This window comes from Cupriavidus metallidurans CH34 (assembly GCF_000196015.1).
Lineage (GTDB): Bacteria > Pseudomonadota > Gammaproteobacteria > Burkholderiales > Burkholderiaceae > Cupriavidus > Cupriavidus metallidurans.
Map to the genome: position 1 here is coordinate 154,966 of NC_007971.2, position 21,930 is coordinate 176,895.

Sequence of the window (21,930 nt, forward strand, 5' to 3'; positions counted from 1 at the left end):
GCATGCTGGACGTATTGCGGAACCGAACCTATCGGCACCTGTTCGGTGCGCAGGTGATCGCGCTGATTGGCACCGGGCTTGCGACGGTCGCGCTGGGTCTGCTCGCCTATGATCTGGCTGGTGCGAACGCGGGTAGCGTCCTGGGAACCGCGCTGGCAATCAAGATGGTTGCCTATGTGGGCATTGCCCCGGTTGTGGGTGCGTTCGCCAACAGGCTTCCGCGTCGCGCATTCCTTGTTGCGATGGACCTCGTGCGGGCGCTGGTGGCAATTTCTCTGCCGTTCGTGACGCAGATCTGGCAGATCTACATCCTGATTTTCCTGTTGCAGTCGGCATCGGCGGCGTTCACGCCAACTTTTCAGGCGACCATCCCGGACGTCCTTCCTGAAGAGAAGGCCTATACGAATGCCTTATCCCTGTCGCGCCTGGCGTATGACATGGAGAGTCTGGTGAGTCCGATGCTGGCCGCCGCGTTGCTATCGGTCATCGGCTTTCACTGGCTGTTCGGCGGCACTGTCGTGGGCTTCCTGGTGTCGGCTGCGTTCGTCGTTTCGGTGCGTTTGCCGCAATCCAAGGCGATAGCTCGCAAGGAGAGCCTGTATGCCAAAACGTTTCGGGGTATGTCGATCTACCTTCGGACGCACCGCTTGCGAGGGCTTCTGGCCCTGAACCTCGCCGCGGCCGCCGCCAGCTCGATGGTCATCGTGAACACGGTCGTCTATGTGCAAAGCAAGCTGCAGCGTCCGGCGTCTGATGTCCCATTCGCTCTGGCGGCCTTCGGCTGCGGATCGATGCTTGTGGCACTGTTACTGCCGAGGCTGTTGGCGAATCGTCCTGATCGTCCAGCCATGCTGGGCGGCGCCATCCTTATGTCAGCCAGTCTCGCTTTTGGAGTAGCACTGACCGGGTTCGGGCAAGTCATCGAATGGCCCATGCTTCTGCTGACGTGGTTTGCCACCGGCATCGGGTACTCGATGACGTTGACGCCAAGCGGACGTCTGCTGAAACGCTCGGCGGCTTCAGCCGATCGCCCTGCAGTGTTTGCTGCGCAATTCTCCCTCTCGCATGCGTGCTGGCTGATTGCCTATCCGCTCGCGGGGCAGGTGGGGGCGCGATACGGGATGCGTGCAGCATTTGTGGTGCTTGCGTGCGTTTCTGTTGTCGGATTTCTCGCTGCCTGGCGCGTGTGGCCAGCAGCAAATCATGAGGATACGGTCCCGGTGCGCTGACACAATCCCTCGCGGCGTGAAGGGTTGGCGAGAAAATTGCCATGATTGACGTGCTGACCGGTGGCGCAGGTCCAGAACCAACGGCCAGACTTTTCGTACGTCAGCAGCGCGTGCTGGGACTGGTCGGGGGCAGCCGCAATGATCAACCAGAGTTCGTGCGGCCTGGCGGCCATCCATGCCAAACGGGTCATCTATCAGGTGATTCCGCAGCAGCACATTGCCGATGCGTTCCAGTTGCAACACGCCGGTGCTTACGCCGGAAAATCTACCTCGACAGAATTGACAGCGAGCCAGTCATCTGGGCATCCGCGTGGGGCACTACGGGGGGCCAGGAAAAGCACTTCGCCGCCCGCTGTGGTTCCGACGAAATTCGTTCCGGTAGAACGGAGTGCGTTTCCACCGGACTGGTCGTTCCGGACAGTGTGGGTGGGGGCACCTTTCCGTTCAAGTTCTGATGCGCCGCATGGCCGTTAGCATGGCGCTAGCCCAGACGCGCACCCAAGAAAATGGCTTGCCTCCGTAGGAGGCAAGCCACAAGCTCTTCGTGCCACGGTAGAGGCAAAAGAGCAGCACCGGAAGCCAGTCAACCTGGACGGATGACTGGCTCCCCTCACACTTGTGCAAGTGTCAAACTGGCATGGGCGTCAACCTGTCAGAGCCCGTGAGCGCCGTCGGTGAAGACGTCTCGCGCCCCAATACGTGCTCCGTCGGTGAAAACGTCACGCTTGTCGATGCGCGCGCCGCCGGCGTACACGTCGCTGGCTGAGGCTCCGGCGCGTGCGCCGTCCGTGAAGGGATCGCGAGGGCGATGGACCTGCCCCTCGGCGGGAGCGGCCACGGCAGTGCCTGCGAGGATCGAGAGTGCGGCGGTAAGAATGGCAGTGTGAAGCTTCTTCATGGAAAGTTCTCCGGAGTCATGTTGGCGAGTCTGTCTCGCTCACCGTGTGCACAGTCTATCGGCCCGACACGATCAGTCGAATGACTCGAATATTACGAACCGGTCATCTGAGGGAAATGCGTCCAAAGCAGGCGAATTCTGTACGGCACAACGGTGTCAAGATCATTGCAACTTGGTCATTTGAAACGTTGATAAATTGATCGCTTATCCTCGCAATGACGCGGAGTGGGGTAGGCTAGTCTGCCCTCTTCCGAATGCGTTGGAGAGGCGAGATGGAAACCGCATTTATCCAGAATGCTGCGCGTAGCGCGGAAAACGCTCATGAACTGGCGCTCAGGCTGCGCACTCGCCGGCTGGAGTTTCTGGCAGCCAATATCGCCAACGCGGATACCCCGAACTACAAGGCGCGGGACATCGACTTTGGCGCCGAATTGGAACGGGCGATGGCAAGCGGCAATGCGTTTGTGGGCATGGCGACGACTTCGCGGCGGCATTTGGAGTCCCGTCCGTCAGCGGCGGAGGAGGCATTGCTCTACCGGGTGCCGATGCAGTCCGGCATCGATGGCAATACGGTCGAGATGGACGTCGAGCGCGTGGCATTTGCGGAGAATGCGGTGCGTATGCGGTTTTCCATTCAGAAGACGGCGGGTGAATACAAGGACATGCTCAAGCTCTACCAGGATATGCGTCCCTAGGCGGTATCCACGGATACTCACTAGTAGGAGTAGAAACTCAAAGCATGGCAACTCTTGCGGGCCCACGTTTGATGGGTAGTCGGTGGCAGGAATGTCTGGTACAAACGGCCCGCGAAGGATGTCGTGCTGCGCCGGATTTGCGTGCGGTGCTTCCTTGGCGCGTTCGATCTTGGATCGGAAAGGTTAGTGTCGGAATGGAGAAACGTCGTCAGAAGCGATTGCGCGCCCACATCAAGGAGTTTGTCCTTCCGCCAATTACCGATGGGCTCGTGCTAGGGCGCGCCTCGCCAATTGGACACGTTGCGGTCGGGCGAGCACTCAGTTTGCTGTCAACCACGGCCTTCGAGCATATAGAAATCGACGACGACGTGATTTCTGACATCCTCATTCGAAAGGCGATTCTCAGAAAGATCCCCGCCGCAGAGCTCAAGACGTTCATCCTGGATGAGATCAAACCGGCCATGGGAGCCGAGGAAATCCTTCACCTGGCGCTGGAAGTCGAGTTGTTCGTGGATCAAAAGCTGGGATAAGGCTTGCAGATGGACACATTGCTTGTTTCGGAGTGCCTCGACCTGACGGCACGCCGCGTTGCGCTCGACCAGCGATATCGGGATCTGGTCGGGGTCAATCAGACATCGACGAACGTCTTCTCGGTCTTCGATGACGACGGCACGTTTCTCGGTGTCGTGACGGACCGGCAGGCGACGCTTTTTCCAGCACGGATTTTCGCGGATCTGATCGCACGACGTCCACCCGAGCCCGTGCAGGGGCATGCCAGCGCGATCCAGTTGCTCAAGCGCATGCGTAAGGAAGCTTGTGAGCACCTACCCGTCTTCGATGCGCAAGGGCGATACATCGGCATTGTCTCCATGGCGTCCTTGCTGGCCGAGTTCGTTTGTCGCAGTGACATCAATCGTCGTGAACGCGAGGCGCTGGTTAGCCAATTGCGTACTGAGCTGGAAAACCGCAAGATATCGGCCAATGTGCTCGAGTCAACTAGTGACGCGGTGCTGGTAACGGACGCTCGCTTGCGCATCCAGTACATCAATCGTGCCTTCACAGCCGCGACGGGCTATCCCGGCGCGGATATTGTCGGGCGGCCGGCCGGATTCTTACGGTCTGGCCGGCATGGACGGGGCTTCTACGCGGAGATATTTGCAACCCTGCGCGATGGCGGACGCTGGGAAGGGGAGGTCTGGCTATTGCGGGCGGACGGCTCGATCGCGCCCGACTGGGTAACGATCAAGACGGTTCACGACGAGCATGGCGAAGTGTTCAGTTTCGTGGCGATGTTCGCGGACATCATGCAGCGCGAAAGCCTGCGCGCCCAGTACATGCACCTTGCCTACTACGACAGCCTGACCGGTCTGCCAAATCGACGCTTGTTCCAGGACCGGCTTGGCCATGCGATCGAACGTTCGGCGAACAAGGGTACGGAATTTTCCCTGCTTTTCCTTGACCTCAACCGGTTCAAGGACGTGAACGATACACTGGGCCACTCGTTTGGCGATCGGCTACTCGAGGTGGTCGGGGAGCGCTTCAAGCGACTGGTGAAGGAAGCGGATTTTGTCGGCCGTATCGGCGGCGATGAATTCACATTCATTCTGCACGACACCGCGGATCCTGCTCAGGTCGAGTCGATCGCGCGGCGGATCTTCGATGAACTGGCCAAGCCGATTGTCCTGAACGGTACGCAAAGCTACGTCTCCGCGAGCATTGGGGTCAGCCGATTTCCCGCCGATGGCACGACCGCAGAAGCGCTGATCATGAATGCCGATGCGGCGATGTACCGCGCCAAGGAGGATGGCATCGGCGCTTGTCATTTTTTTTCTCGCGGCCTGCATACGAAGGTGCTCAAGCGCCTCGACATCTCCAACGCGCTGCACCGCGCGCTCGAGGCCAACGAATTTTCGCTGGCCTGGCAACCCCAGGTGTCGCTCACCACGGGCAAGGTCATCGGTGCGGAAGTCTTGCTCCGCTGGATGCGAGATGGCAGCGTTCCCGTCTCGCCGGCCGAATTCATTCCGGTAGCCGAAGAGACCGGGGTAATCGGCGCGATCGGGGATTGGGTATTGCGCGAATCCTGTCGATACGTCGCGAAGCTCGAGGCACTGGCGATCGATCCGGAATTCAGGGTGGCGGTGAACTTCTCGCCCTTGCAACTGAGTTGGCACAGGCAGGAGCCTGTGCTGCAGACTATCGCGCAGTTTGGCGTTGATTGTCGGCGCTTCAAGATTGAGCTGACGGAGAACGCGTTGTTCGTGCACGAGGAAGGGCTGCTAGAATTTGTGCGGGAGCTGGGCGCCGCGGGCGTCGGAATTGCCATCGACGATTTCGGGACTGGATACAGCAATCTGTCCAGTCTGAAGCACTTACCGGTCACCGAACTCAAGATTGATCGCGCCTTTATCCATGACATGCAAGGCTCGCACAGCGACAGGCAAATCGTGCAGGCCATGATTAGCATGGCGCATATGCTTGGGCTGCGCGTCGTGGCCGAAGGGGTCGAGTACGTTTGGCAAGTGTCGGTGTTGCGGGAGTTTGGCTGCGAGGTGGGGCAAGGCTACCTGTTCAGCCGGCCGATCGACTTTGACGCGCTGGTCAAGCTACTCGATGCGCCCGCCGTCGACGTACAGGCGATGCTTGCCGACGGCTAGGCGATCTTTGGCGTCCCGACGGTCGGCACGACCGCGCGGATGGCTCGTGGCGGGGACTCCCGCACTGCGCTCGATCTCCGGGCGATGTGGCGAGATTTAGATGTGCCGTAATCTCGCCAGCATGACTGTGCCGGCCGCCATGGTGATGGTGGCGAATGCGAAGCCGAGGACAGGTGATAGCGCCGACCAGATGAGACCGACGCCGGCGCTCGAGATGAACTTCGCCGTGCCGTTCGTGGTGCCGAGCGCGCCGATGCTCATGGCCAAGGTGTCAGCCGACACCATCTCGGCGATCACCGTCGGCTCCAGGGCTTCCTGGACGGCCGTGTACAGGCCCGCAAGCAGGAAGACGGCCGCGAGCAGTGCGAGGGTGTTGACGTGGAGCCAGAACGTGATGGCCATGAGCAGGCCGGTCATCGCGCCTAGCGCATAGCCAAGCACGAGAATGCGCAGCGCACCGACGCGATCCGCCAGCATGCCGACTGGAAATGACGCCGCCGATTGCACGACGTTTCGCCAGACGTAGAGGCCACCGGCGATTTGCGCGGCCTGCACGATGCCGAGTGCGGGGGTCAGCAATTTCGTGGCGCCGAGGATCAACAGGCTGTGGGAGAAATCACCCATGCCAAACAACCCGACGGCGCCGAGATAGCGCTTGAATTTTGGCGGAAGGCCGCGCAAGGCCCGGAAAAATCGCAGCCCGGGATTTGGGGAAAATGCCGGATCCTTGACGAAGCCGAGGAAAGCCAGGACGGCCAGAACCCCCGGGATGACACTTAGCCATAGGACCAGACGGAACGGACCGATGGGGTCGTTCCACCCATGATGGCTTTGGGCCCAGCCAAGCAATGCGACACCAAGCAGCGGTCCGACTACTGCGCCAATCGTATCCATAGCCCGATGAAACCCGAAGGCACGGCCTCGCGCGCGCGGCGGGATTGCCTGGATGACAATCGCGTCGCGAAGCGGGCCGCGCAGCCCTTTTCCGAACCAGGAAATGATTCGCCCCACAAGTAGCATTGGCCACGCCGTGGCCAATGCGATTGCGATCTGACCCGCAGGCGTCAGGGCGTAGCCGACCAGCACCAGAAGCTTTCGATGTCCGAGCTTGTCGGCGACGTAACCCGAAATCATCTTGGTAAAGCTCGCCACCGCATCGGCCAGGCCTTCGATAAGTCCCAGAACCGCCGCCGGGATCCCGAGTATTGCCAGGAAGCCGGGCAGGATGACGGTGGTGGTCTCGTAGCAGAAATCGCCTAGTGCACTCGTGAGCCCGGCACCGACAACGGTGCGATTCAGCCATTCTCGCTGCAGCGGCACGGGGGCTGCCGGGGGCTTGTCATTCGACAGCGGTGCGGTGTCCTTTGAATCTGTCATGCTGTCTCGCGATCGGGCGCATTGCCCACGACGATCGAAACCAAAGTTGGCCAAGGCCGGGCTGACGAAAACGCTGAGCGCACTGGTCTGGCGCGGCGCTGTCCAGGAAATCCCTAAAGTCTGCAATCACAAGTCGCCACAGGCGCGGTGTGGATTGTCGGCGTCGAATCCATGACATCGTTCGCATCTGTTGGAAAAAGGCCGCGCCGCCGTGCATGTTGTCCGATGTTGCCGCAGATAGCAACGGGTGCGGCGCCTGGTAATTTCCCCGTCATGTTTGCGACAGGTCATCTCCATAAAATCGAATGTCAGCCTTCTGACCGCGCGCATGGATGTGTGAGTCGGATACGCGTCCAGACGACTTCGCCAGCACGCCGCCGCATCGCGCGTGGGCTCAACGCCAGCCTGGGTGAGTACGAGGATTCTGCAAAGCGATGGAGGGCCCCTTGCGGGAGGGCCTCCGATTTCAATCTGAGGCCGGCGATGCGATCGTGCGTGAGATGTGGCAATGCATTGTCCACGCAGGGGTGGCATTGCTGGTCCTGCGACTGGCAGCCGCCGTCGACATCAGGCATTGTGTGCCTCGCACCCGAACTGATCGGGGATCACGATGGGAATCAAGCGTCGCTGTTGCGGGAATTTGCGCACGTTGAAGACCGGAACTTCTGGTTTGCATATCGCCGCCGACTGATCATCGAGGCCTTGTCTCGGTGGTTCCCGCAGATTGAGTCATTCTTGGATCTGAGCTGCGGTGCGGGAAAATTCCTGGATGATTTCCGGACATGCTATCCGGCCGCCACGCTGGTCGCGGCCGACCGTTGCGTGGATGCACTACGCGAGGTGCGCCGGGAATATGGCTTTTCCTGTTTGCAGATGGATCCTATGCACCTGCCGTTCGCGGACGCCTTTGACGTCATCGGGGCGTTCGACGTCCTGCAGCATGCCGCGTCAGACGGGATAGTGCTTGACCAGTTGCGTAAGGCTTGTCGCCAGGGTGGCGGTATTGTCGTGACCGTACCGCATCAACGAACGCGACGACTGCGCGGCAATGCCCCGAGGGCGCCAGAAGCGCGCTACACGCTTCCCGCACTGATTCGCAAGGTCAATGCCGCAGGTTTCACTGTCGTACACAGCCAGACATTCTGCACGTTGGCATTGCCGCTTATGACGCTGAGCATGAGCAAGCAAAGGACGCGTCCGTTCCCCATGGCGGTTGGCGACCATCGACGCCGTGGTCCCATCCTGAATGACATGTTTGGCGGACTCTGCATGATCGAGAGGCAATTGGAGAAGGGCGGCGTGCGGTTCGCCAATGGCGATGGTGCGCTGATCGTCGCCGTGCGCCGATTCGCTTGAGGATGGCGTTCACTGAGTACGCACGAGAGGCGGCCTGCCACACAGGGCGATTGGAAACTTGAACCGATATTACGTCTTCGATTTGCCGCATGGCGTGCTGTCCTCGCTATTGCTGGTTGCCGTGCTCTGCATCATTGCGTTCCTGGCATTTGTCATCTATCTGAATCGCACCTATGGTCGCGGGCGCCCGCGGCTGCCGCGCCGGGGCCGGCCCCGAAAGAGCCCTCGCTCTGGCCGTCGGAAATAACGGCGGCCTACCCGCGTTCGTACAACTTGGCGTCGCCGCTGTTGGGCCGCAGCACTGTCCGCAAGGTCATTTGCGCAAGCGCCCTGGTTTGGGACTCTTGCTGCGGTGCTTGCGAGGCGGCGGTTGGCTGCGATGCAGGTGCCGGGCTAGCAGGACAATCAAGCTGAGGATGGTCACCAGCCCGACCAGAATTACCGCGACGACCGCGGGCGGCAGATGCAGGATGGGAGGCGGACGCATACGGGGATTTTCGGGCCTGGTGTGCTAGCTGTCCAGAAGGTGGGTCGCGGCGATTTGCCGACGGAGGGTGCCCTACGTGTTGCGGGAGCTCACCAGCGCGGTGTCTTGATATTGTGGCGGCACCTCGAGCAAACGCCCGGGAAGTGCCGTAGGGCGGGTGCCCTCTCATGGATGCGCGCCGCACTGGTGAACGTTCCCAATGCACTGAAGACTGGCCTGGCGGCCCCCGGGACTCGCCAGGCACAGTTGCTACACGGCCCGCTCCAGTTCTGCCTGCTTGGCGGTGGTGGAGGGCGAGGGCAACAAGCGCCGGCGCAGCAACAGATATACGGCGGGCACGACGAACATCGATAGCAGCGGCGCTGTCACCATGCCACCCACCATTGGCGCAGCAATCCGTTGCATGACCTCAGACCCTGTGCCATGTGACCACATGATCGGAATCAGGCCCGCCAGGATGACCGCCACCGTCATCGCCTTCGGCCGGACGCGCAATACCGCACCCTCCTGGATGGCGTCGAGCAACGCATCTAGCGTATCTTCACCGCGCGCCAACCGGTCGTGCCACGCGTGCTTGAGATACAGCAGCATGATGACGCCGAACTCTGCGGCCACACCCGCAAGCGCGATGAACCCAACTATCCCAGCCACAGAGAGGTTGTAGCGCAACAGATACAGCAGCCAGAAGCCGCCTATTAGGGCCAAGGGGAGCGTGCCCATGATCAGCATGGCTTCATCCAGCCGGCCGAAAACTAGATAGAGCAGTACGAAGATGATCAGCAAGGTAAAGGGGACGACGACCTTGAGTTTGGCCGTAGCACGCTCCAGATACTCGAACTGGCCTGACCAACTGAGGGCATACCCGGCGGGCATTGGTACGGCCTTCGCCACGGCGGCCTGCATGTCACGCACGGTGGACCGAAGATCTCTGCCGCGAATGTCAACATATACCCAACCGGAAAGACGTGCGTTCTCACTGCGCAACATCGGTGGGCCCTGCATGACAGTAATGCGGGCCACATCGGCCAGCGCAATCTGTAAGCCGCTGTCGGTCACAATTGGCAGGCGCCGCAGTGCATCGATGGAGTCCCGATCGTCGCGCGGATACCGAACGTTGATGGGGAATCGTGCGAGTCCATCGACCACCTCACCAACGGTTTCACCCCCGATGGCCGAGGAAACAATCGATTGGACGTCCTCGATGTTCAGACCGTAGCGGCCTGCTGCCGCGCGGTCGATGTCGACATCGATGTAGCGCCCGCCCGTGAGCCGTTCGGCCAGCGCAGATGTCACGCCGGGGACTGTCTTGACGGCCTCTTCAATACGTGTGGCGAGTCTGTCGATCTCCTTGAGGTCCGTGCCGGCGACCTTGATACCCACGGGACTCTTGATGCCGGTCGCGAGCATGTCAATGCGATTGCGGATCGGCGGTACCCAGATATTGGACAGGCCCGGTACCTTGACAATGCGGTCCAATTCTTCGACCAGCTTGTCGGTTGTCATGCCGGGACGCCACTGATCCTTCGGCTTAAAGCGAATGGTCGTCTCGAACATCTCAATCGGCGCGGGGTCCGTCGCACTGTCGGCGCGGCCGGCTTTGCCAAACACGGACGCCACTTCAGGGACCGTCTTGATCAGCCGGTCGGTCTGTTGCAGCAACTGCGACGCCTTGCCGGCCGCAAGCCCTGGCAGAGCGGAGGGCATGTAGAGCAGATCGCCTTCGTCCAGCGGTGGCATGAATTCCCCGCCAGTGCGCATGATGGGCCAGGCGGTCGCAACCAGGAGCACGCCCGCCAGCGCCACGGTGGTCTTGGGGTACCTGAGCACCTTGTTGAGCAGCGGGTGATAAGCGCGGATCAGCAGGCGGTTGAGAGGATTGGCTTGCTCGGAAGGGATCTTGCCACGAATCATATAGCCCATTAGCACGGGGATCAATGTGACGGAGAGACCCGCCGCCGCCGCCATGGAGTAGGTTTTGGTGAACGCCAATGGCGAGAACAACCTGCCCTCCTGTGCCTCCAGGGTAAAGACTGGAATGAACGACAGGGTGATGATCAGCAATGAGACGAACAGGGCAGGACCGACCTCTGCGGCCGACTCACCGATAAGGCGCCATCGCTCTTGCGCCTCAAGTTCTTGCTGTGGATGCTTGACGTGCCAGTGTTCCAGGTGCTTATGGGCGTTCTCGATCATGACGACCGCGGCGTCGACCATCGCGCCGACTGCGATTGCAATACCCCCCAGTGACATGATGTTGGCGTTCACGCCCTGATAGCGCATGACAAGGAATGCCGCCAGCACGCCAAGCGGCAACGAGATGATGGCGACCAGTGCCGAGCGCAAGTGAAAGAGAAAGAGCAGGCAGACCACTGCGACGACCGCAAACTCCTCCAGCAGCTTGGTGGTGAGGTTGTCGACTGCGCGACTGATCAGCGCCGACCGGTCGTAGACGGTGACGACCTCGACGCCGTCAGGCAGGCTTTTCTGCAAGGTCTGCAGTTTGGCCTTGACGGCGTTGATCGTCTCCAGCGCGTTCTTCCCCGATCGCAGGATAATGACCCCGCCCGCGACTTCGCCTTGGCCGTTGAGCTCCGCGATGCCGCGGCGCATCTCTGGGCCCAGTTGAATCACGGCGACATCGCCCAGTCTGACCGGAATACCGGCGTCGCTCGTCACGATCGGCACCTGCCGAAAGTCATCCAGCGTCTTCAGGTACCCGGTAGCGCGCACCATGTATTCGGCTTCACCCAGTTCCAATACTGAGCCCCCGGTTTCCTGATTGGCCCCCTTGAGTGCGGCCAGCACCTTCCCTTGTGACAGGTTGTAGGCGCGAAGCCGGTCGGGCAACAGCACAATTTGGAACTGCTTGACCATCCCGCCCAACGAGGCAACCTCTGCGACATTGGGCAAGGACTTGAGCTCAAATCGCAAGAACCAGTCCTGAAGGGCGCGCAGCTGTGACAGGTCATGCTGTCCGCTCTTGTCCACGAGCGCGTACTCATAGACCCAACCCACGCCGGTAGCGTCGGGACCAAGCGCAGGCTTGGCGGCGGCCGGCAGCCGGGACTGGACCTGGTTCAAGTACTCAAGAACGCGTGAACGGGCCCAGTACAGGTCGGTGCCGTCCTCGAACAATACGTAGACATAGGAGTCGCCGAAGAACGAGTATCCGCGCACGGTCTTCGCGCCGGGCACCGACAGCATCGTGGTGGTCAGCGGATAGGTGACCTGGTTCTCCACAATCTGGGGAGCCTGCCCAGGGAATGGGGTGCGAATGATGACCTGCACGTCGGAGAGGTCGGGCAGGGCATCCAGTGGCGTACTTCGCACGGCCCAAAGCCCCCACGCGGTCAGCATCACCGTGGCAAGAAGGACCAGGAAGCGGTTGCGGATGGACGCAAGGATCAGACTGGCGATCATGGCTTGGCTCCCGCGGTCTGGACTTGCGGCGCGACGGTGACGAGCGTCGCCATGCCGTGGGGATCCAACCGGAAGCTGAACGCGACGCGATCGCCCGCTTTCAGTCCCTGCGGAAGGCCGGCAGGTGGCGCGGCAAACTCCATTGTCATGGCGCCCCACTGGGCTGACGGGATGGCCTCGTGAGCGATGATCAGGCTGCGCTCGCCGATGGACTGGATGCGCCCTACTGCACGATGCTCGGGGCCAGCGGCCGACGCCTCGGAGGCGGCGCTGTCAACCGGGGGGCCGGAAGTAGTTTCCTGCATGCGTGCGACGGTCCCGCGCAGGCTCGCTTCTGAATCAATGAGGAACTGTCCGGAAACCACGACTTGCTGGCCCGCCTTCAGGCCCTCGAGGATCTCGCTCTGGCCACCGGCGGTTGCGCCCGCCTTGACTTCTACCGGATCAAATCCACCTTCGCCTTTGGCCACCATGGCAATGGTGCGCGCTCCGGTCCGGATTAGTGCCTCGCTGGGCACGAGCAGCCGTTCTGTTGCGCCCGCCGGCACCATGCGTACCGACACGAACATGCCCGGCAACAGTTTCCTGTCCTTGTTCTGCAGTTCGATCCGTACCTTGATCGTGCGCGTACCGGCGCTGACGTCCGGCAAGATCGTGTCCACCTTGCCGGGCAGCGCCAGATTCGGCAGCGCCGTGGTGCTTGCCATTACCGCCTGGCCAGGCCGCAGGGCAGCCGCCTGGCTTTCAGGCACTTCGGCGAGCACCCACACCGTTGCCAGGCTGGCGATGCGAAAGAGCGTCATGCCAGGGGGAACGGTCATGCCGTCCCGAGCGCCGACCTCAGTGACAATGCCGTCGACCGCGCTATTGACCGTGAGCCGCGGTTGGAGCTTGCCGCTTGCCTGCACTACGCGGATCTGGCCGTCTGTCATGCCTACCTGCCGCATGCGCGCCACCGCGGCGTCGCGCAGTTCGGGCTGCGGGTTACCCGGCATGCGCGCGACGGCCAGGTACTCTTCCTGCGCCGCCACCCAGTCTGGCGAATAGACCTGGGCGAGCGCCTGGCCTTTGCGGACCGTTTCCATGGTGGTCCGCACGTAAGTGTGTTCGACGAACCCGGTGGTTCGCGCCTGAATGACTTCGATGCCGCGCTCGTTGATGGCGACATTGCCGGGGACCTGCAGGGCCATCTCCAGCCGGCCGAGCTTTACTTCCGCGGTCCGGACGCCGAGGTTCTGCGTCACGCGGCCGTCGATGCGCACCGCGGCGCCGTCGGCATTTTCCTCTTCATACACCGGTATCAGCGGCATATCCATGTAAGGGGATTTGCCCGGCTTGTCAAAGCGCTGCCCCGGTACCATCGGGTCGCGCCAGTAGAGAATCCGTTTGCCGGTCTTGAGCTCGGCGCCCGCGGCCGGATCATGGCCGTCGTGGGGCCCATTGACCGTTGCGGATCCGGAAGCTTGCTGATGACGTTGCTGTTGTCCAAGGTAATATGCGCCACCCAGGCCCGCCGCAACGGCGAGACTCATCGCGACGCGCGCGATTGCGGTCGTTTTCATGGTTGATCCCCTTGCGTGGATGCCGGCATTGCTTCAGTCGCAAGCGGCATCAGGAAATTGAGCTCGGCCCACAGCCGGGCCGTCGCGGCCTCCAACTTCAGGCGTTCCAGCGAGAGATTGAGCGCTTTGCGGCTCGCGTCGGCGACTGCGGAGAGCGTGCCGGCACCGGCGCGATACGCCGTCAGTGCTGCTTCTGTCTGCGTTCTGGCCAGCGGCACCGTGACGTCGCGATAACGTTCCAGCCGCGACTGGTTCAGGCCGAGTTCGGCTCGCTTGCCGCGCAGTTGGCCCTGTAGCCCACGTCGAACCGCTTCGGCTTGGGCTCGCGCTGCATCGGCCTGTGAGAGCTTCGCGGCGAGCTCACGATCTTGCCGGTTCTTCCGATCCCAGGGCAAAGGCAGGGATAGGTTGACCGAAACCATGTTCGAGTACGCTGGGCCGCGCTGGCTGTACATCAACTCCACGCTGACGTCCGGAATCCTGTTTTCCCGCGCCACGCTGCCCTCGGCCTCCGCGACGCCGACCTGGGCCTCGGCGGTGGCCACATCGGGCAACTGGGACACGACGCTGCCATCGAGATTGGCGAGCCACGCGGGTATCGCAAGCGTCGGACTGTCACCCAGGGGGCGCACGGCGGCGTCACCGACCCAGCGCTGCAGCATTGCTCTGGCTGTCGACACAGCGGCGCGCGCCTCGTCCTCCCGGTCGCGCAATTGCTGCAACTCAAGTTCAGCGGTCAGGATATCGGTCCGGGGGCCGCGGTTGCCACGATAGGCAGCGCGGGCAGCGTCGATCATCAGCCCGATGGACTGCGCCTGTTCCGCCAGCACGACGGTTGCCCGCTCGGCATAGAGCCGATCGAGCCACGCCTGTGCCGCGCCACGCTGTACGGCGGCGAGCGCGGCCGTGCGTTGCGCCTGCGCCGACGAGGCCTCGGCCTCGAAGCGTCGTGCGCGCGCTTCACGCTTGGCTGATCGCGTCAGTTCCTGCATCACGCTGATCGAGCGCATCGTCATCGATTCCGTGCCGATTGAGAAGCGATCCCGTCCATCGGCGGGCACGTTGTTGACGCCAACCTTGAGAACCGGGTCCGGCAGTTGCCTGCCCGCAACCGCCATTTCCAAGGCGGATTGGATTGCTGCGCGCGACGTCTCAGCGTCCGAGGCATGCGCCGAGGCGAGCACCACGGCTTCCTGCAACGACAGGGGTGCGGCCGATTGCGCCCATCCGGGATGGGCGGCCGCGATGAGCGAGAGGGCGAGCGACCACCGCCGCCCGCGCGCTAGGGGAAAACGCAAAAACATAAAGCCTCCACAAAGCAACGACTCCCTTGGTCTTGACGACTCAGGGCACGATAGCGGACGTTGCTTCGCGGGCTAAATGCGGAAACAGCAATGGAGGATCGCGAGCGGGCGGGGAGGCGGTCGTGGGACGGGGTTGCCCGTGGCCAGCCGATACCCGCCAAGGATCGGTGTCAGGTCAGGTGTGGCTACCGGGCTAACCGAGGCCGCCTGGAATACGGGCAGTTGCGGGCTCGCATGATCGGCAGATTTGCTGTCCTGGTGGCAATGCGCCTGGCACAGGCCTGCATGCGAATGGCCCCGCTTGATTGCCATGTCCGGACAGGATTCCGCCATCCCGGTCATGCTCGCCGTCAGGCTCAGCGCATACCGGCTGCCCTCACAGGCGTAGGCGGCCGCTGCCAGTTGAACTGTCAGGAACGAAATCAACAGGAATGCGGCAATCCAGTGCCGGCGATAGGAGGCGTGCATGAGCCGGGAATCAAGTGGGCGAATCCTAGCAGCCTTGATTTTACTTCCGGCAATAAGTCTGCAGTGGGTTGTCCTGGATCAAAGACGCTCACGAAGTGCGGCACTTGACCATCGGTCGGAAAAGCCGACGATGGTCGTGCGCAAGGGATTCGGTCCGTCTGGGCGCCGTGCGCCCCGCCTGATTCTGGTGCATGGCGGCCCTGTCATGTGTGAGTCATTTTGCTGACAGGCCGGCTCTCTAGAATACGCTGAGACGAAATTCCGCCTTTCTGTGCCGTCGAATGAGACGCTTGCTGTCCCGCCTCCTGCTGTGGTTCATGATCCTCGCATTGCCGCTGCAGGCGATGGGAGCGCCCGTACACGGCGGTTGCCCAGCGCATGACCGGTTGCGCAATGATGCGGCAATGGGCCTCGAGATCGACGTGGAGGAAACAGTCACCAACCCGGACAAGCCGTGCCACCACAATACACAGCACAGCGCTTCGCGGGGAAAACTGGATCCTGATGCGGACGGTCACACGTGCGACGCTTGCATTGCCATGAGCCAGGCCCCCGGATGGTTCTCGGGCTTCTGGCTGCGGCAGCCGGAATCGTTCGAGGTGGCGGGCAGGACGGCCGCGCTCCTCGCCAGTTTCATTCCAGACGTGCTTCTTCGTCCACCCTCCACTCCTGTGTGAATTGGGGCTTCACCCCGATCGCAGTCCCGCCCTCATCGGATTGCGACGCCTTGCTGCCTAGTACCTAGGTATCTCAATTCACTTGCCACGTCATCGCGTTGACGCGTTGCCGTGGGACAACCTCGCCCGTGCGTCGGCAAGCCAACGCGTGGAGCAGGAACCTCGAACGGGAGACGACCATGCGCGCATGCATTCAGTGCAGAGCCCCTATCAAGCACGAAATCTGGAGTTGCGCCGCGTGCGGCTGGCAACCGATGAGTCAGGATGGATTGGTCTGCATGGCGCCGGCCATGCTGGCCGACCATGATGGCTATCACGAACCTCTCTTCGAGGAGTACGAAAAGCTCGAAGCCACACACTTTTGGTTCGTTCATCGGCGGCGGCTGATTCTTGACGTCCTGCAGAGCCATTTCCCGACACTCAGGTCCTTCATGGACATCGGGTGCGGGACCGCCGAGAACCTCAAGGCCATCGAGCAGCGCTTTCCGCATGCGCGCATTTGCGGTGGGGAGGCGTCGCTGCAGGCACTGGCCTCGGCCCGCAACAAGTCCAACGCCCAGTTCATCCAGATGGACGCCCGCGCGCTGCCCTTTACCGCTGCCTTTGATGTGATCGGGGCGTTCGATGTGATCGAACACGTCGACGACGATAAGCGTGTCTTGGCAGAGATGTACCGGGCTTGTCGCGCTGGCGGCGGCCTCATCCTTACCGTGCCCCAGCATCCTAGCCTGTGGAGCCATCTTGACGATGCGGCGAAGCACAAGCGACGCTACACATACAGTGAGTTGCTTGGCAAGGTGCGGGCCGCCGGATTCCAGCCCGTCTACGCCACCTCCTTCATGTCGCTGCTTCTGCCGGCGATGGCGCTCTCGAGATTGCAGCAAAGGCTCAAGCCGCCCAAGGACGCTGTGGACGACGGCTTCCGAATTGGCACGACGCTTAACCGCATTTTCGGCGGCATCTGTGCCGCCGAGCGACAGTTGATTCTTGCCGGTCTGAGGTTTTCGCTAGGCGGCTCCCTACTTGTCGCCGCGAGGAAGCCTTCGTGAAGTCTCGCGTTCTCTGGTTTTCGCTCATTGTCATTGCCATCTTGCTATGGTTCGCGACCCTTTCGATCCGGCCGCTCTACGAGCCGGATGAGGGGCGTTACGCCGAAGTTGCCCGGGAGATGTTCGTCTCGGGCGACTGGGCGACCCCTCGGCTGAACGGCGTCAAGTTCTTTGACAAGCCGCCACTTCAGTATTGGGCGACCGCGGCGGCGTTTGCGGTGTTTGGCGTCAGTGAATGGAGCGCGAGACTCTGGAGTTCGTTGATCGGGGCCAGTGCCATCCTGGTCGCCGGTTGGTCGGCGACGGCACTCTTCGGGCGGCGAGTGGGGCTCACCTCCACCCTGGTGCTGGCCGGCTCGCCGCTATGGATACTAGGCTCCAACCTGACCACGACAGATATCGGCGTCGCCGCACTGCTAGGCAACGCCATCCTTGTGTATGCGGTGGCGGCAAGGAATGCCGATAGACGCCTCTATCCGCTCGTCTGGGGCCTGTTGGGACTGGCCTTCCTTGCCAAAGGATTGATTGCGATCGTGCTGCCCGCCGCGACCATTGTGGTCTACGCCGTGCTCACCAGGCAGTTCGGACTGTTCAGACGTCGCGACTTCTGGATATGGGGGCTGTTCGCGTGCGTCCTCGCGCTCCCGTGGATCGTCACAGTGTCGGTTCGCAATCCGGAATTTCTCAATTATTTCTTCGTCCACGAACACCTTGCGCGCTTCACTTCCTCCGTTCATGCCCGTAACAAGCCTGCTTGGTTCTTCGCCGCGGTGCTGGTCGCGGGAATGCTGCCGTGGGCCGGCGTCATCCCCGCCACAGTCTGGCAGCGCTACCGACCTGCGAGGCGTTCGGGGACATTTGACCCGCGTTTATTCCTGTTGGTGTGGACGCTGATTGTGCTTGTCTTCTTCTCTGTCTCGCGATCGAAGCTGCCCCTGTATATCCTGCCGGCATTTCCGCCGCTCGCCGTGCTCGTTGGTGACGCCATCCTGCGCGTGCGCACGAGATGGGTAGTGGTCGGATGCTCGCTGATGGTCATACTCGGCATCCTGATCGCGGGACTGCAATGGATCCCCGAGCTATCGGACAAGGTGCTCAGGCGCGGGATCTCGGATCTTCGTCATTTCTCCTTCTGGAGCACGCTAACCATCGGCGCCCTGGTGGTTGGCGGGCTGGTTGCCGGTGCCCTTGCCCTGTCAGGTCGACGTGGCATTGCCGTTGCAGTGGCAGCTCTTGCATCGATTGGCAGCCTTCAGCTGGGGCTCGTGGCATCCATGGCCTTCGAATCCCTGTCGATCAAGCCGATTGGCCTAGCCGTCAAGGCATTGCGCCGCGCCGATACCGAACTGTTCAACGTCGGGCAGATCGATAGGGGCCTGGCGTTCTACTCCGGAATGCTTCCCCAGGTGGTGGTTGCCAGGGACGAGCTGGATCTTGGCTATTCTGTCGAGCCCCAGCGGTGGATCGATAGCTACGCGACATTCCTGCCGCGCTGGGGCGAGCCCGGACACAAGCTCGCCGTTATGCGCGAGGCAACCTATGCGCAACTGTCCCCAGACCTGGGGCCTGAGAGTCTGGTGGTGGCGCGTAGGGGCACGACGGTGCTCTTGGAGAAGCGATGACAGTGTCGTCCAAATTTCTCCGCTACCTGGTCACCGGCGCGACCGCGACCGGCGTGCATTACCTCGTGCTGATCCTGCTTGTTAGGCAGGGGGATATTGCATTGTTGGGTTCGATTGTCGGCAGCGTGGCGGGGCTCCTGACGAATTATTTCCTGAGCAGTCGGTGGGTGTTCGTGCGCGCGTCGGATGCTTCGTCGCGCTTTGCGAGATTCCTAGCAGTCTCGGTGCTCGCCTTCGGGCTTAACGCTGCGTTCATGTGGATCGGACTGCGGGCGGGGCTTCACTACCTTCTCGCACAGGTCCTGTCCACGTTTCTCCTCATGCTCATCAACTACACATTGCATGCCAATTGGACGTTCCTGAACAGGGAGTCACGATGAGTTCGGATAAGCGGTTGCAGGGAACAGTATCGGTGGTCGTTCCCATTTTCAATGAGGAGCAGGTCTTGCCCCTGTTCCATGCGCGTCTCGGCGCCGTCCTGGGAACCCTTCCCTATACGTCGGAAGTTATCTACGTGGACGATGGAAGCCGGGATCGGACCCTCGATGTGCTCAGGACAATACGGGGCGCCGATGAGAAAGTCGGCATCATCGAATTGAGCCGGAATTTCGGCAAGGAAGCCGCATTGACCGCGGGATTGGATGTCGCGTGCGGCGACGCCGTCGTCGTCATCGACGCCGATCTGCAGGATCCGCCGGAACTGATCCCCACCCTGATTAACAAGTGGGAGCAAGGTTTCGATGTCGTCTACGCGACCCGGCGGACCCGGGAGGGCGAATCCTTCCTGAAGAAAGCCACGGCCCACTGCTTCTATCGCCTGATGGGGAAGGTGAGTGACATCGACATCCCCGCCGACACCGGCGATTTTCGTCTGATGAGCCAGCGCGCGGTCGCGGCCATCGGCCAGCTCCGCGAACAGAACCGTTTCATGAAAGGTCTGTACGCGTGGATTGGGTACCGACAGACCTCTATCCTCTACGACCGGGATGCGCGCGCTTCGGGAAAAACGAAGTTCAACTACCGCCGCTTGTTGAAGCTCGCGATCGATGGCGTCACGGGATTCTCGACAATTCCTCTGCGGATCGCCACGTCGGTCGGCTTGATCGTCGCTGTCCCGGCGTTTTGGATGGCGCTCTATACCGTTGGCAAAACGCTGCTATTCGGCGATCCGGTGCGAGGCTATCCGTCCCTGATGACCGTCGTGTTGATGCTTGGCGGACTGCAACTCTTCTTCCTGGGCATCCTTGGCGAATATGTGGGCCGTCTGTTCAACGAAGCCAAGCGCCGGCCGCTCTATCTCGTTGCGGGCTATACCCCCGCTAGAGAGATGGATGAGGAGGGTATCCCATTCCGAAGGGTCTCGGATGCAACGAGGTCTATGGATGTTGTCGTCAGGGCTGTGCGGCGTGCGGATTCGGTGGAACATTCTCCCGCGCCCCTTGACATTGCATCGTCGGAAGTAAGAAAGAATTGGACGTGATGCGGAGATGATATAGGTACGCATCGGTATAGGAATTCAAAAAATACTGAGATCAAGGCATAGTGGTAAACGATAAATTTATAGATGGTCGTTGTCATTTAACAACCAAAAATGTTCAAGTAATCGCCCTGCAAGGTATGCGTAATATTCAATCTAATATTCTCCCGATCACTGCAGGGCCTACCTTTGAAGGAGAAATGTGAAATGAAGATTCGATGTGGAGTCGTGGCTGCGACAGCCAGTTTGATTGCGGGCACGGCGTTCGCGCAGTCCAACGTGACGCTTTACGGTGTCGCGGATGCGGGTATTGAGTACCTCAGCAACGCGCCTTCTGCTAGCAATGGATCGAACTTGGTCCGCATGAGTTCCGGCAATATGTCGACGTCGCGCTGGGGTCTACGCGGTAGCGAGGATCTCGGCGGCGGTCTCAAGGCTGTGTTCGAACTCGAAAGCGGCTTCTCGCTGGATACGGCTGTGCTGAGCAGCAGCCCTCGACTGTTTGACCGGGCCGCCCTGGTTGGCCTGGGCAGCAAGTATGGTCTGGTGACCCTGGGTCGCCAAACCACGCCGATCTACGACGTGGGCCTGCAACTCGACCCCATGGGCTTCGCACCGCGCTATTCGCTGTATCGCAGCGATGACATTATTGCCGGTCGCGCCGACAATGCGGTCAAGTATCGTGGAACGTTCGGTGGCCTGACCGCCACCGCCTTGTACAGCTTCAGCCGCACAGGTGGGGGCGAGATCCCCGGAAATTTCAAAGTCGATCGTAACATCGGCATCTCGCTGATGTACGAGACCGGCGGTCTCGCCGTTGGCGCGGTCTATGACGAGTTCCGCGGCTCGACTGTGGCAACGGACGAACGAAAGGACCGTCGCGCGTTGGTGGGTGCGAGTTATGCATTCGGTCCCGCGAAGGCCTTCCTGGGGTATCGCTGGTTCAATGGTAACGCCGGCACGCTGGCTGCCAGCGGGGCTAACCTGTACTGGGCCGGTCTGCGCTACAGCATGACGCCGGCGCTGAGCCTGACGGGCGCTGCCTACTACACGGATACGCGCAACTCCAGTGCCGATCCGCTCATGTTCGTGGCGTCGGCCGACTATGCCTTCTCGAAGCGCACGGACGTCTATATGAACGTGGCCTATGCGAGGAACAAGAATGGCTCGCAGCTCGGCCTGAACGGCTACAACTCGCTTTCGGGTGCACCTACCAGTGTCGCGCCGGGCAAGAACCAGGTTGGCGCGGTCATCGGCGTACGTCACAAGTTCTAATCGAATTCTTCAAGATCGACACTCCCTTGCTAACAACAAGAGAGCTTGAGGCCACCATATCGGTGGTCCTTTTTTTGTACACATTCATAGAGACATTGCCGTATTCCGGAAATTATTGACGGTATAGAATTTAAAAACGTCTTGACGAATATGTCATGCCATCGTGGCGGTCGGGATTCATAACCTTCTGAACTGCTACTACTATCCGCTCTACAGCCAACTGCTGGTAACGGCAACAACACGAGTTACCTTCCTGCGGCGGGCATCACGCTGAAGGCGATGTATCAGCACCGCTTGTGAATGCGCGGCAAGGTCTCCTTGCCTTGTCATCCGTCGGATCCACTATTGCGGGCCGGATAGCCGGGATGCCGCGGTGA

General features: G+C 61.2%; 17 protein-coding genes. 11 read left to right on the forward strand and 6 right to left on the reverse strand.

Annotated features, from left to right (window positions below):
- The first annotated feature begins 2 nt into the window (after positions 1–2).
- A complete protein-coding gene (locus RMET_RS30450; RefSeq protein ID WP_008642699.1) occupies positions 3–1,229 on the forward strand; it encodes an MFS transporter in 1,227 nt (408 codons plus the stop codon).
- A gap of 652 nt (positions 1,230–1,881) precedes the next feature.
- Here RMET_RS30450 and RMET_RS30455 read toward each other — a convergent pair.
- Positions 1,882–2,127 carry a hypothetical protein gene (locus tag RMET_RS30455; protein WP_008642700.1) on the reverse strand — a complete coding sequence of 82 codons (246 nt, stop codon included), beginning with the start codon at positions 2,125–2,127 and terminating at the stop codon, positions 1,882–1,884.
- Positions 2,128–2,399: 272 nt separating this feature from the next.
- On the opposite strand from RMET_RS30455, the gene flgB reads away from it, so the two are divergent.
- From flgB to RMET_RS30470, 3 genes are all read left to right on the forward strand, one after another.
- Positions 2,400–2,822, forward strand: coding sequence for a flagellar basal body rod protein FlgB (gene flgB / locus RMET_RS30460; RefSeq protein ID WP_008642701.1), 423 nt, complete (start codon positions 2,400–2,402; stop codon positions 2,820–2,822).
- A gap of 194 nt (positions 2,823–3,016) precedes the next feature.
- Positions 3,017–3,352 (forward strand): hypothetical protein, encoded by a 336-nt coding sequence (locus tag RMET_RS30465; RefSeq protein WP_008642702.1) that lies wholly within the window; start codon positions 3,017–3,019, stop codon positions 3,350–3,352.
- 9 nt (positions 3,353–3,361) lie between these two features.
- Positions 3,362–5,479, forward strand: coding sequence for a putative bifunctional diguanylate cyclase/phosphodiesterase (locus tag RMET_RS30470; RefSeq protein ID WP_011229389.1), 2,118 nt, complete (start codon positions 3,362–3,364; stop codon positions 5,477–5,479).
- A 96-nt stretch (positions 5,480–5,575) separates the two neighbouring features.
- Here RMET_RS30470 and RMET_RS30475 read toward each other — a convergent pair whose 3' ends face one another.
- Positions 5,576–6,856: an MFS transporter gene (locus tag RMET_RS30475; protein ID WP_008642705.1), complete on the reverse strand. Its 1,281-nt coding sequence runs from the start codon at positions 6,854–6,856 to the stop codon at positions 5,576–5,578.
- A 513-nt stretch (positions 6,857–7,369) separates the two neighbouring features.
- Between RMET_RS30475 and RMET_RS30480 the strand changes: the two genes are divergently transcribed.
- On the forward strand, positions 7,370–8,212 hold the full coding sequence (locus tag RMET_RS30480) for a class I SAM-dependent methyltransferase (protein ID WP_223277385.1): 843 nt from the start codon (positions 7,370–7,372) through the stop codon (positions 8,210–8,212).
- Positions 8,213–8,948: 736 nt separating this feature from the next.
- Here the strand turns inward: RMET_RS30480 and RMET_RS30490 are convergent.
- The 4 genes from RMET_RS30490 to RMET_RS33310 all read right to left on the reverse strand — a co-directional run bounded on the left by RMET_RS30490 (position 8,949) and on the right by RMET_RS33310 (position 15,453).
- The gene (locus tag RMET_RS30490) at positions 8,949–12,119 is read right to left on the reverse strand and encodes an efflux RND transporter permease subunit (RefSeq protein WP_011229391.1); all 3,171 of its coding nucleotides are present in this window, start codon (positions 12,117–12,119) and stop codon (positions 8,949–8,951) included.
- A complete protein-coding gene (locus tag RMET_RS30495; RefSeq protein WP_011229392.1) occupies positions 12,116–13,681 on the reverse strand; it encodes an efflux RND transporter periplasmic adaptor subunit in 1,566 nt (521 codons plus the stop codon). Before RMET_RS30495 ends, RMET_RS30490 begins: the two co-directional genes overlap by 4 nt.
- The gene (locus RMET_RS30500; protein WP_008642714.1) at positions 13,678–14,985 is read right to left on the reverse strand and encodes a TolC family protein; all 1,308 of its coding nucleotides are present in this window, start codon (positions 14,983–14,985) and stop codon (positions 13,678–13,680) included. The genes RMET_RS30495 and RMET_RS30500 overlap by 4 nt, the downstream gene beginning before the upstream one ends.
- Before the next feature lie 72 nt (positions 14,986–15,057).
- A complete protein-coding gene (locus RMET_RS33310) occupies positions 15,058–15,453 on the reverse strand; it encodes a copper/silver resistance protein SilD (RefSeq protein ID WP_008642716.1) in 396 nt (131 codons plus the stop codon).
- 281 nt (positions 15,454–15,734) lie between these two features.
- On the opposite strand from RMET_RS33310, the gene RMET_RS30505 reads away from it, so the two are divergent.
- From RMET_RS30505 to RMET_RS30530, 6 genes are all read left to right on the forward strand, one after another.
- Positions 15,735–16,130: a hypothetical protein gene (locus tag RMET_RS30505; protein ID WP_011514840.1), complete on the forward strand. Its 396-nt coding sequence runs from the start codon at positions 15,735–15,737 to the stop codon at positions 16,128–16,130.
- A gap of 278 nt (positions 16,131–16,408) precedes the next feature.
- On the forward strand, positions 16,409–17,179 hold the full coding sequence (locus RMET_RS30510; RefSeq protein WP_171020481.1) for a class I SAM-dependent methyltransferase: 771 nt from the start codon (positions 16,409–16,411) through the stop codon (positions 17,177–17,179).
- Positions 17,176–18,801: a glycosyltransferase family 39 protein gene (locus tag RMET_RS30515; protein ID WP_011229394.1), complete on the forward strand. Its 1,626-nt coding sequence runs from the start codon at positions 17,176–17,178 to the stop codon at positions 18,799–18,801. Before RMET_RS30510 ends, RMET_RS30515 begins: the two co-directional genes overlap by 4 nt.
- A complete protein-coding gene (locus tag RMET_RS30520) occupies positions 18,798–19,181 on the forward strand; it encodes a GtrA family protein (protein WP_011229395.1) in 384 nt (127 codons plus the stop codon). Before RMET_RS30515 ends, RMET_RS30520 begins: the two co-directional genes overlap by 4 nt.
- Positions 19,178–20,281 (forward strand): glycosyltransferase family 2 protein, encoded by a 1,104-nt coding sequence (locus RMET_RS30525; protein WP_011229396.1) that lies wholly within the window; start codon positions 19,178–19,180, stop codon positions 20,279–20,281. The genes RMET_RS30520 and RMET_RS30525 overlap by 4 nt, the downstream gene beginning before the upstream one ends.
- 204 nt (positions 20,282–20,485) lie before the next feature.
- Entirely contained in the window at positions 20,486–21,553 is a 1,068-nt protein-coding gene (locus RMET_RS30530; protein ID WP_008642729.1) for a porin, read from the forward strand.
- Positions 21,554–21,930 lie beyond the last annotated feature (377 nt).

Excerpts from the sequence above, each read along its gene's own strand:
- RMET_RS30490 (WP_011229391.1), bottom strand. The coding sequence starts at position 12,119 with ATGATCGCCAGTCTGATCCTTGCGTCCATCCGCAACCGCTTCCTGGTC.
- RMET_RS30525 (WP_011229396.1), top strand. The coding sequence starts at position 19,178 with ATGAGTTCGGATAAGCGGTTGCAGGGAACAGTATCGGTGGTCGTTCCC.
- RMET_RS30450 (WP_008642699.1), top strand. The coding sequence starts at position 3 with ATGCTGGACGTATTGCGGAACCGAACCTATCGGCACCTGTTCGGTGCG.
- RMET_RS30465 (WP_008642702.1), top strand. The coding sequence starts at position 3,017 with ATGGAGAAACGTCGTCAGAAGCGATTGCGCGCCCACATCAAGGAGTTT.
- RMET_RS30455 (WP_008642700.1), bottom strand. The coding sequence starts at position 2,127 with ATGAAGAAGCTTCACACTGCCATTCTTACCGCCGCACTCTCGATCCTC.
- RMET_RS30530 (WP_008642729.1), top strand. The coding sequence starts at position 20,486 with ATGAAGATTCGATGTGGAGTCGTGGCTGCGACAGCCAGTTTGATTGCG.
- RMET_RS30495 (WP_011229392.1), bottom strand. The coding sequence starts at position 13,681 with ATGAAAACGACCGCAATCGCGCGCGTCGCGATGAGTCTCGCCGTTGCG.
- RMET_RS33310 (WP_008642716.1), bottom strand. The coding sequence starts at position 15,453 with ATGCACGCCTCCTATCGCCGGCACTGGATTGCCGCATTCCTGTTGATT.
- RMET_RS30510 (WP_171020481.1), top strand. The coding sequence starts at position 16,409 with ATGGCGCCGGCCATGCTGGCCGACCATGATGGCTATCACGAACCTCTC.
- RMET_RS30520 (WP_011229395.1), top strand. The coding sequence starts at position 18,798 with ATGACAGTGTCGTCCAAATTTCTCCGCTACCTGGTCACCGGCGCGACC.
- RMET_RS30475 (WP_008642705.1), bottom strand. The coding sequence starts at position 6,856 with ATGACAGATTCAAAGGACACCGCACCGCTGTCGAATGACAAGCCCCCG.
- RMET_RS30500 (WP_008642714.1), bottom strand. The coding sequence starts at position 14,985 with ATGTTTTTGCGTTTTCCCCTAGCGCGCGGGCGGCGGTGGTCGCTCGCC.
- flgB (WP_008642701.1), top strand. The coding sequence starts at position 2,400 with ATGGAAACCGCATTTATCCAGAATGCTGCGCGTAGCGCGGAAAACGCT.
- RMET_RS30470 (WP_011229389.1), top strand. The coding sequence starts at position 3,362 with ATGGACACATTGCTTGTTTCGGAGTGCCTCGACCTGACGGCACGCCGC.
- RMET_RS30505 (WP_011514840.1), top strand. The coding sequence starts at position 15,735 with ATGAGACGCTTGCTGTCCCGCCTCCTGCTGTGGTTCATGATCCTCGCA.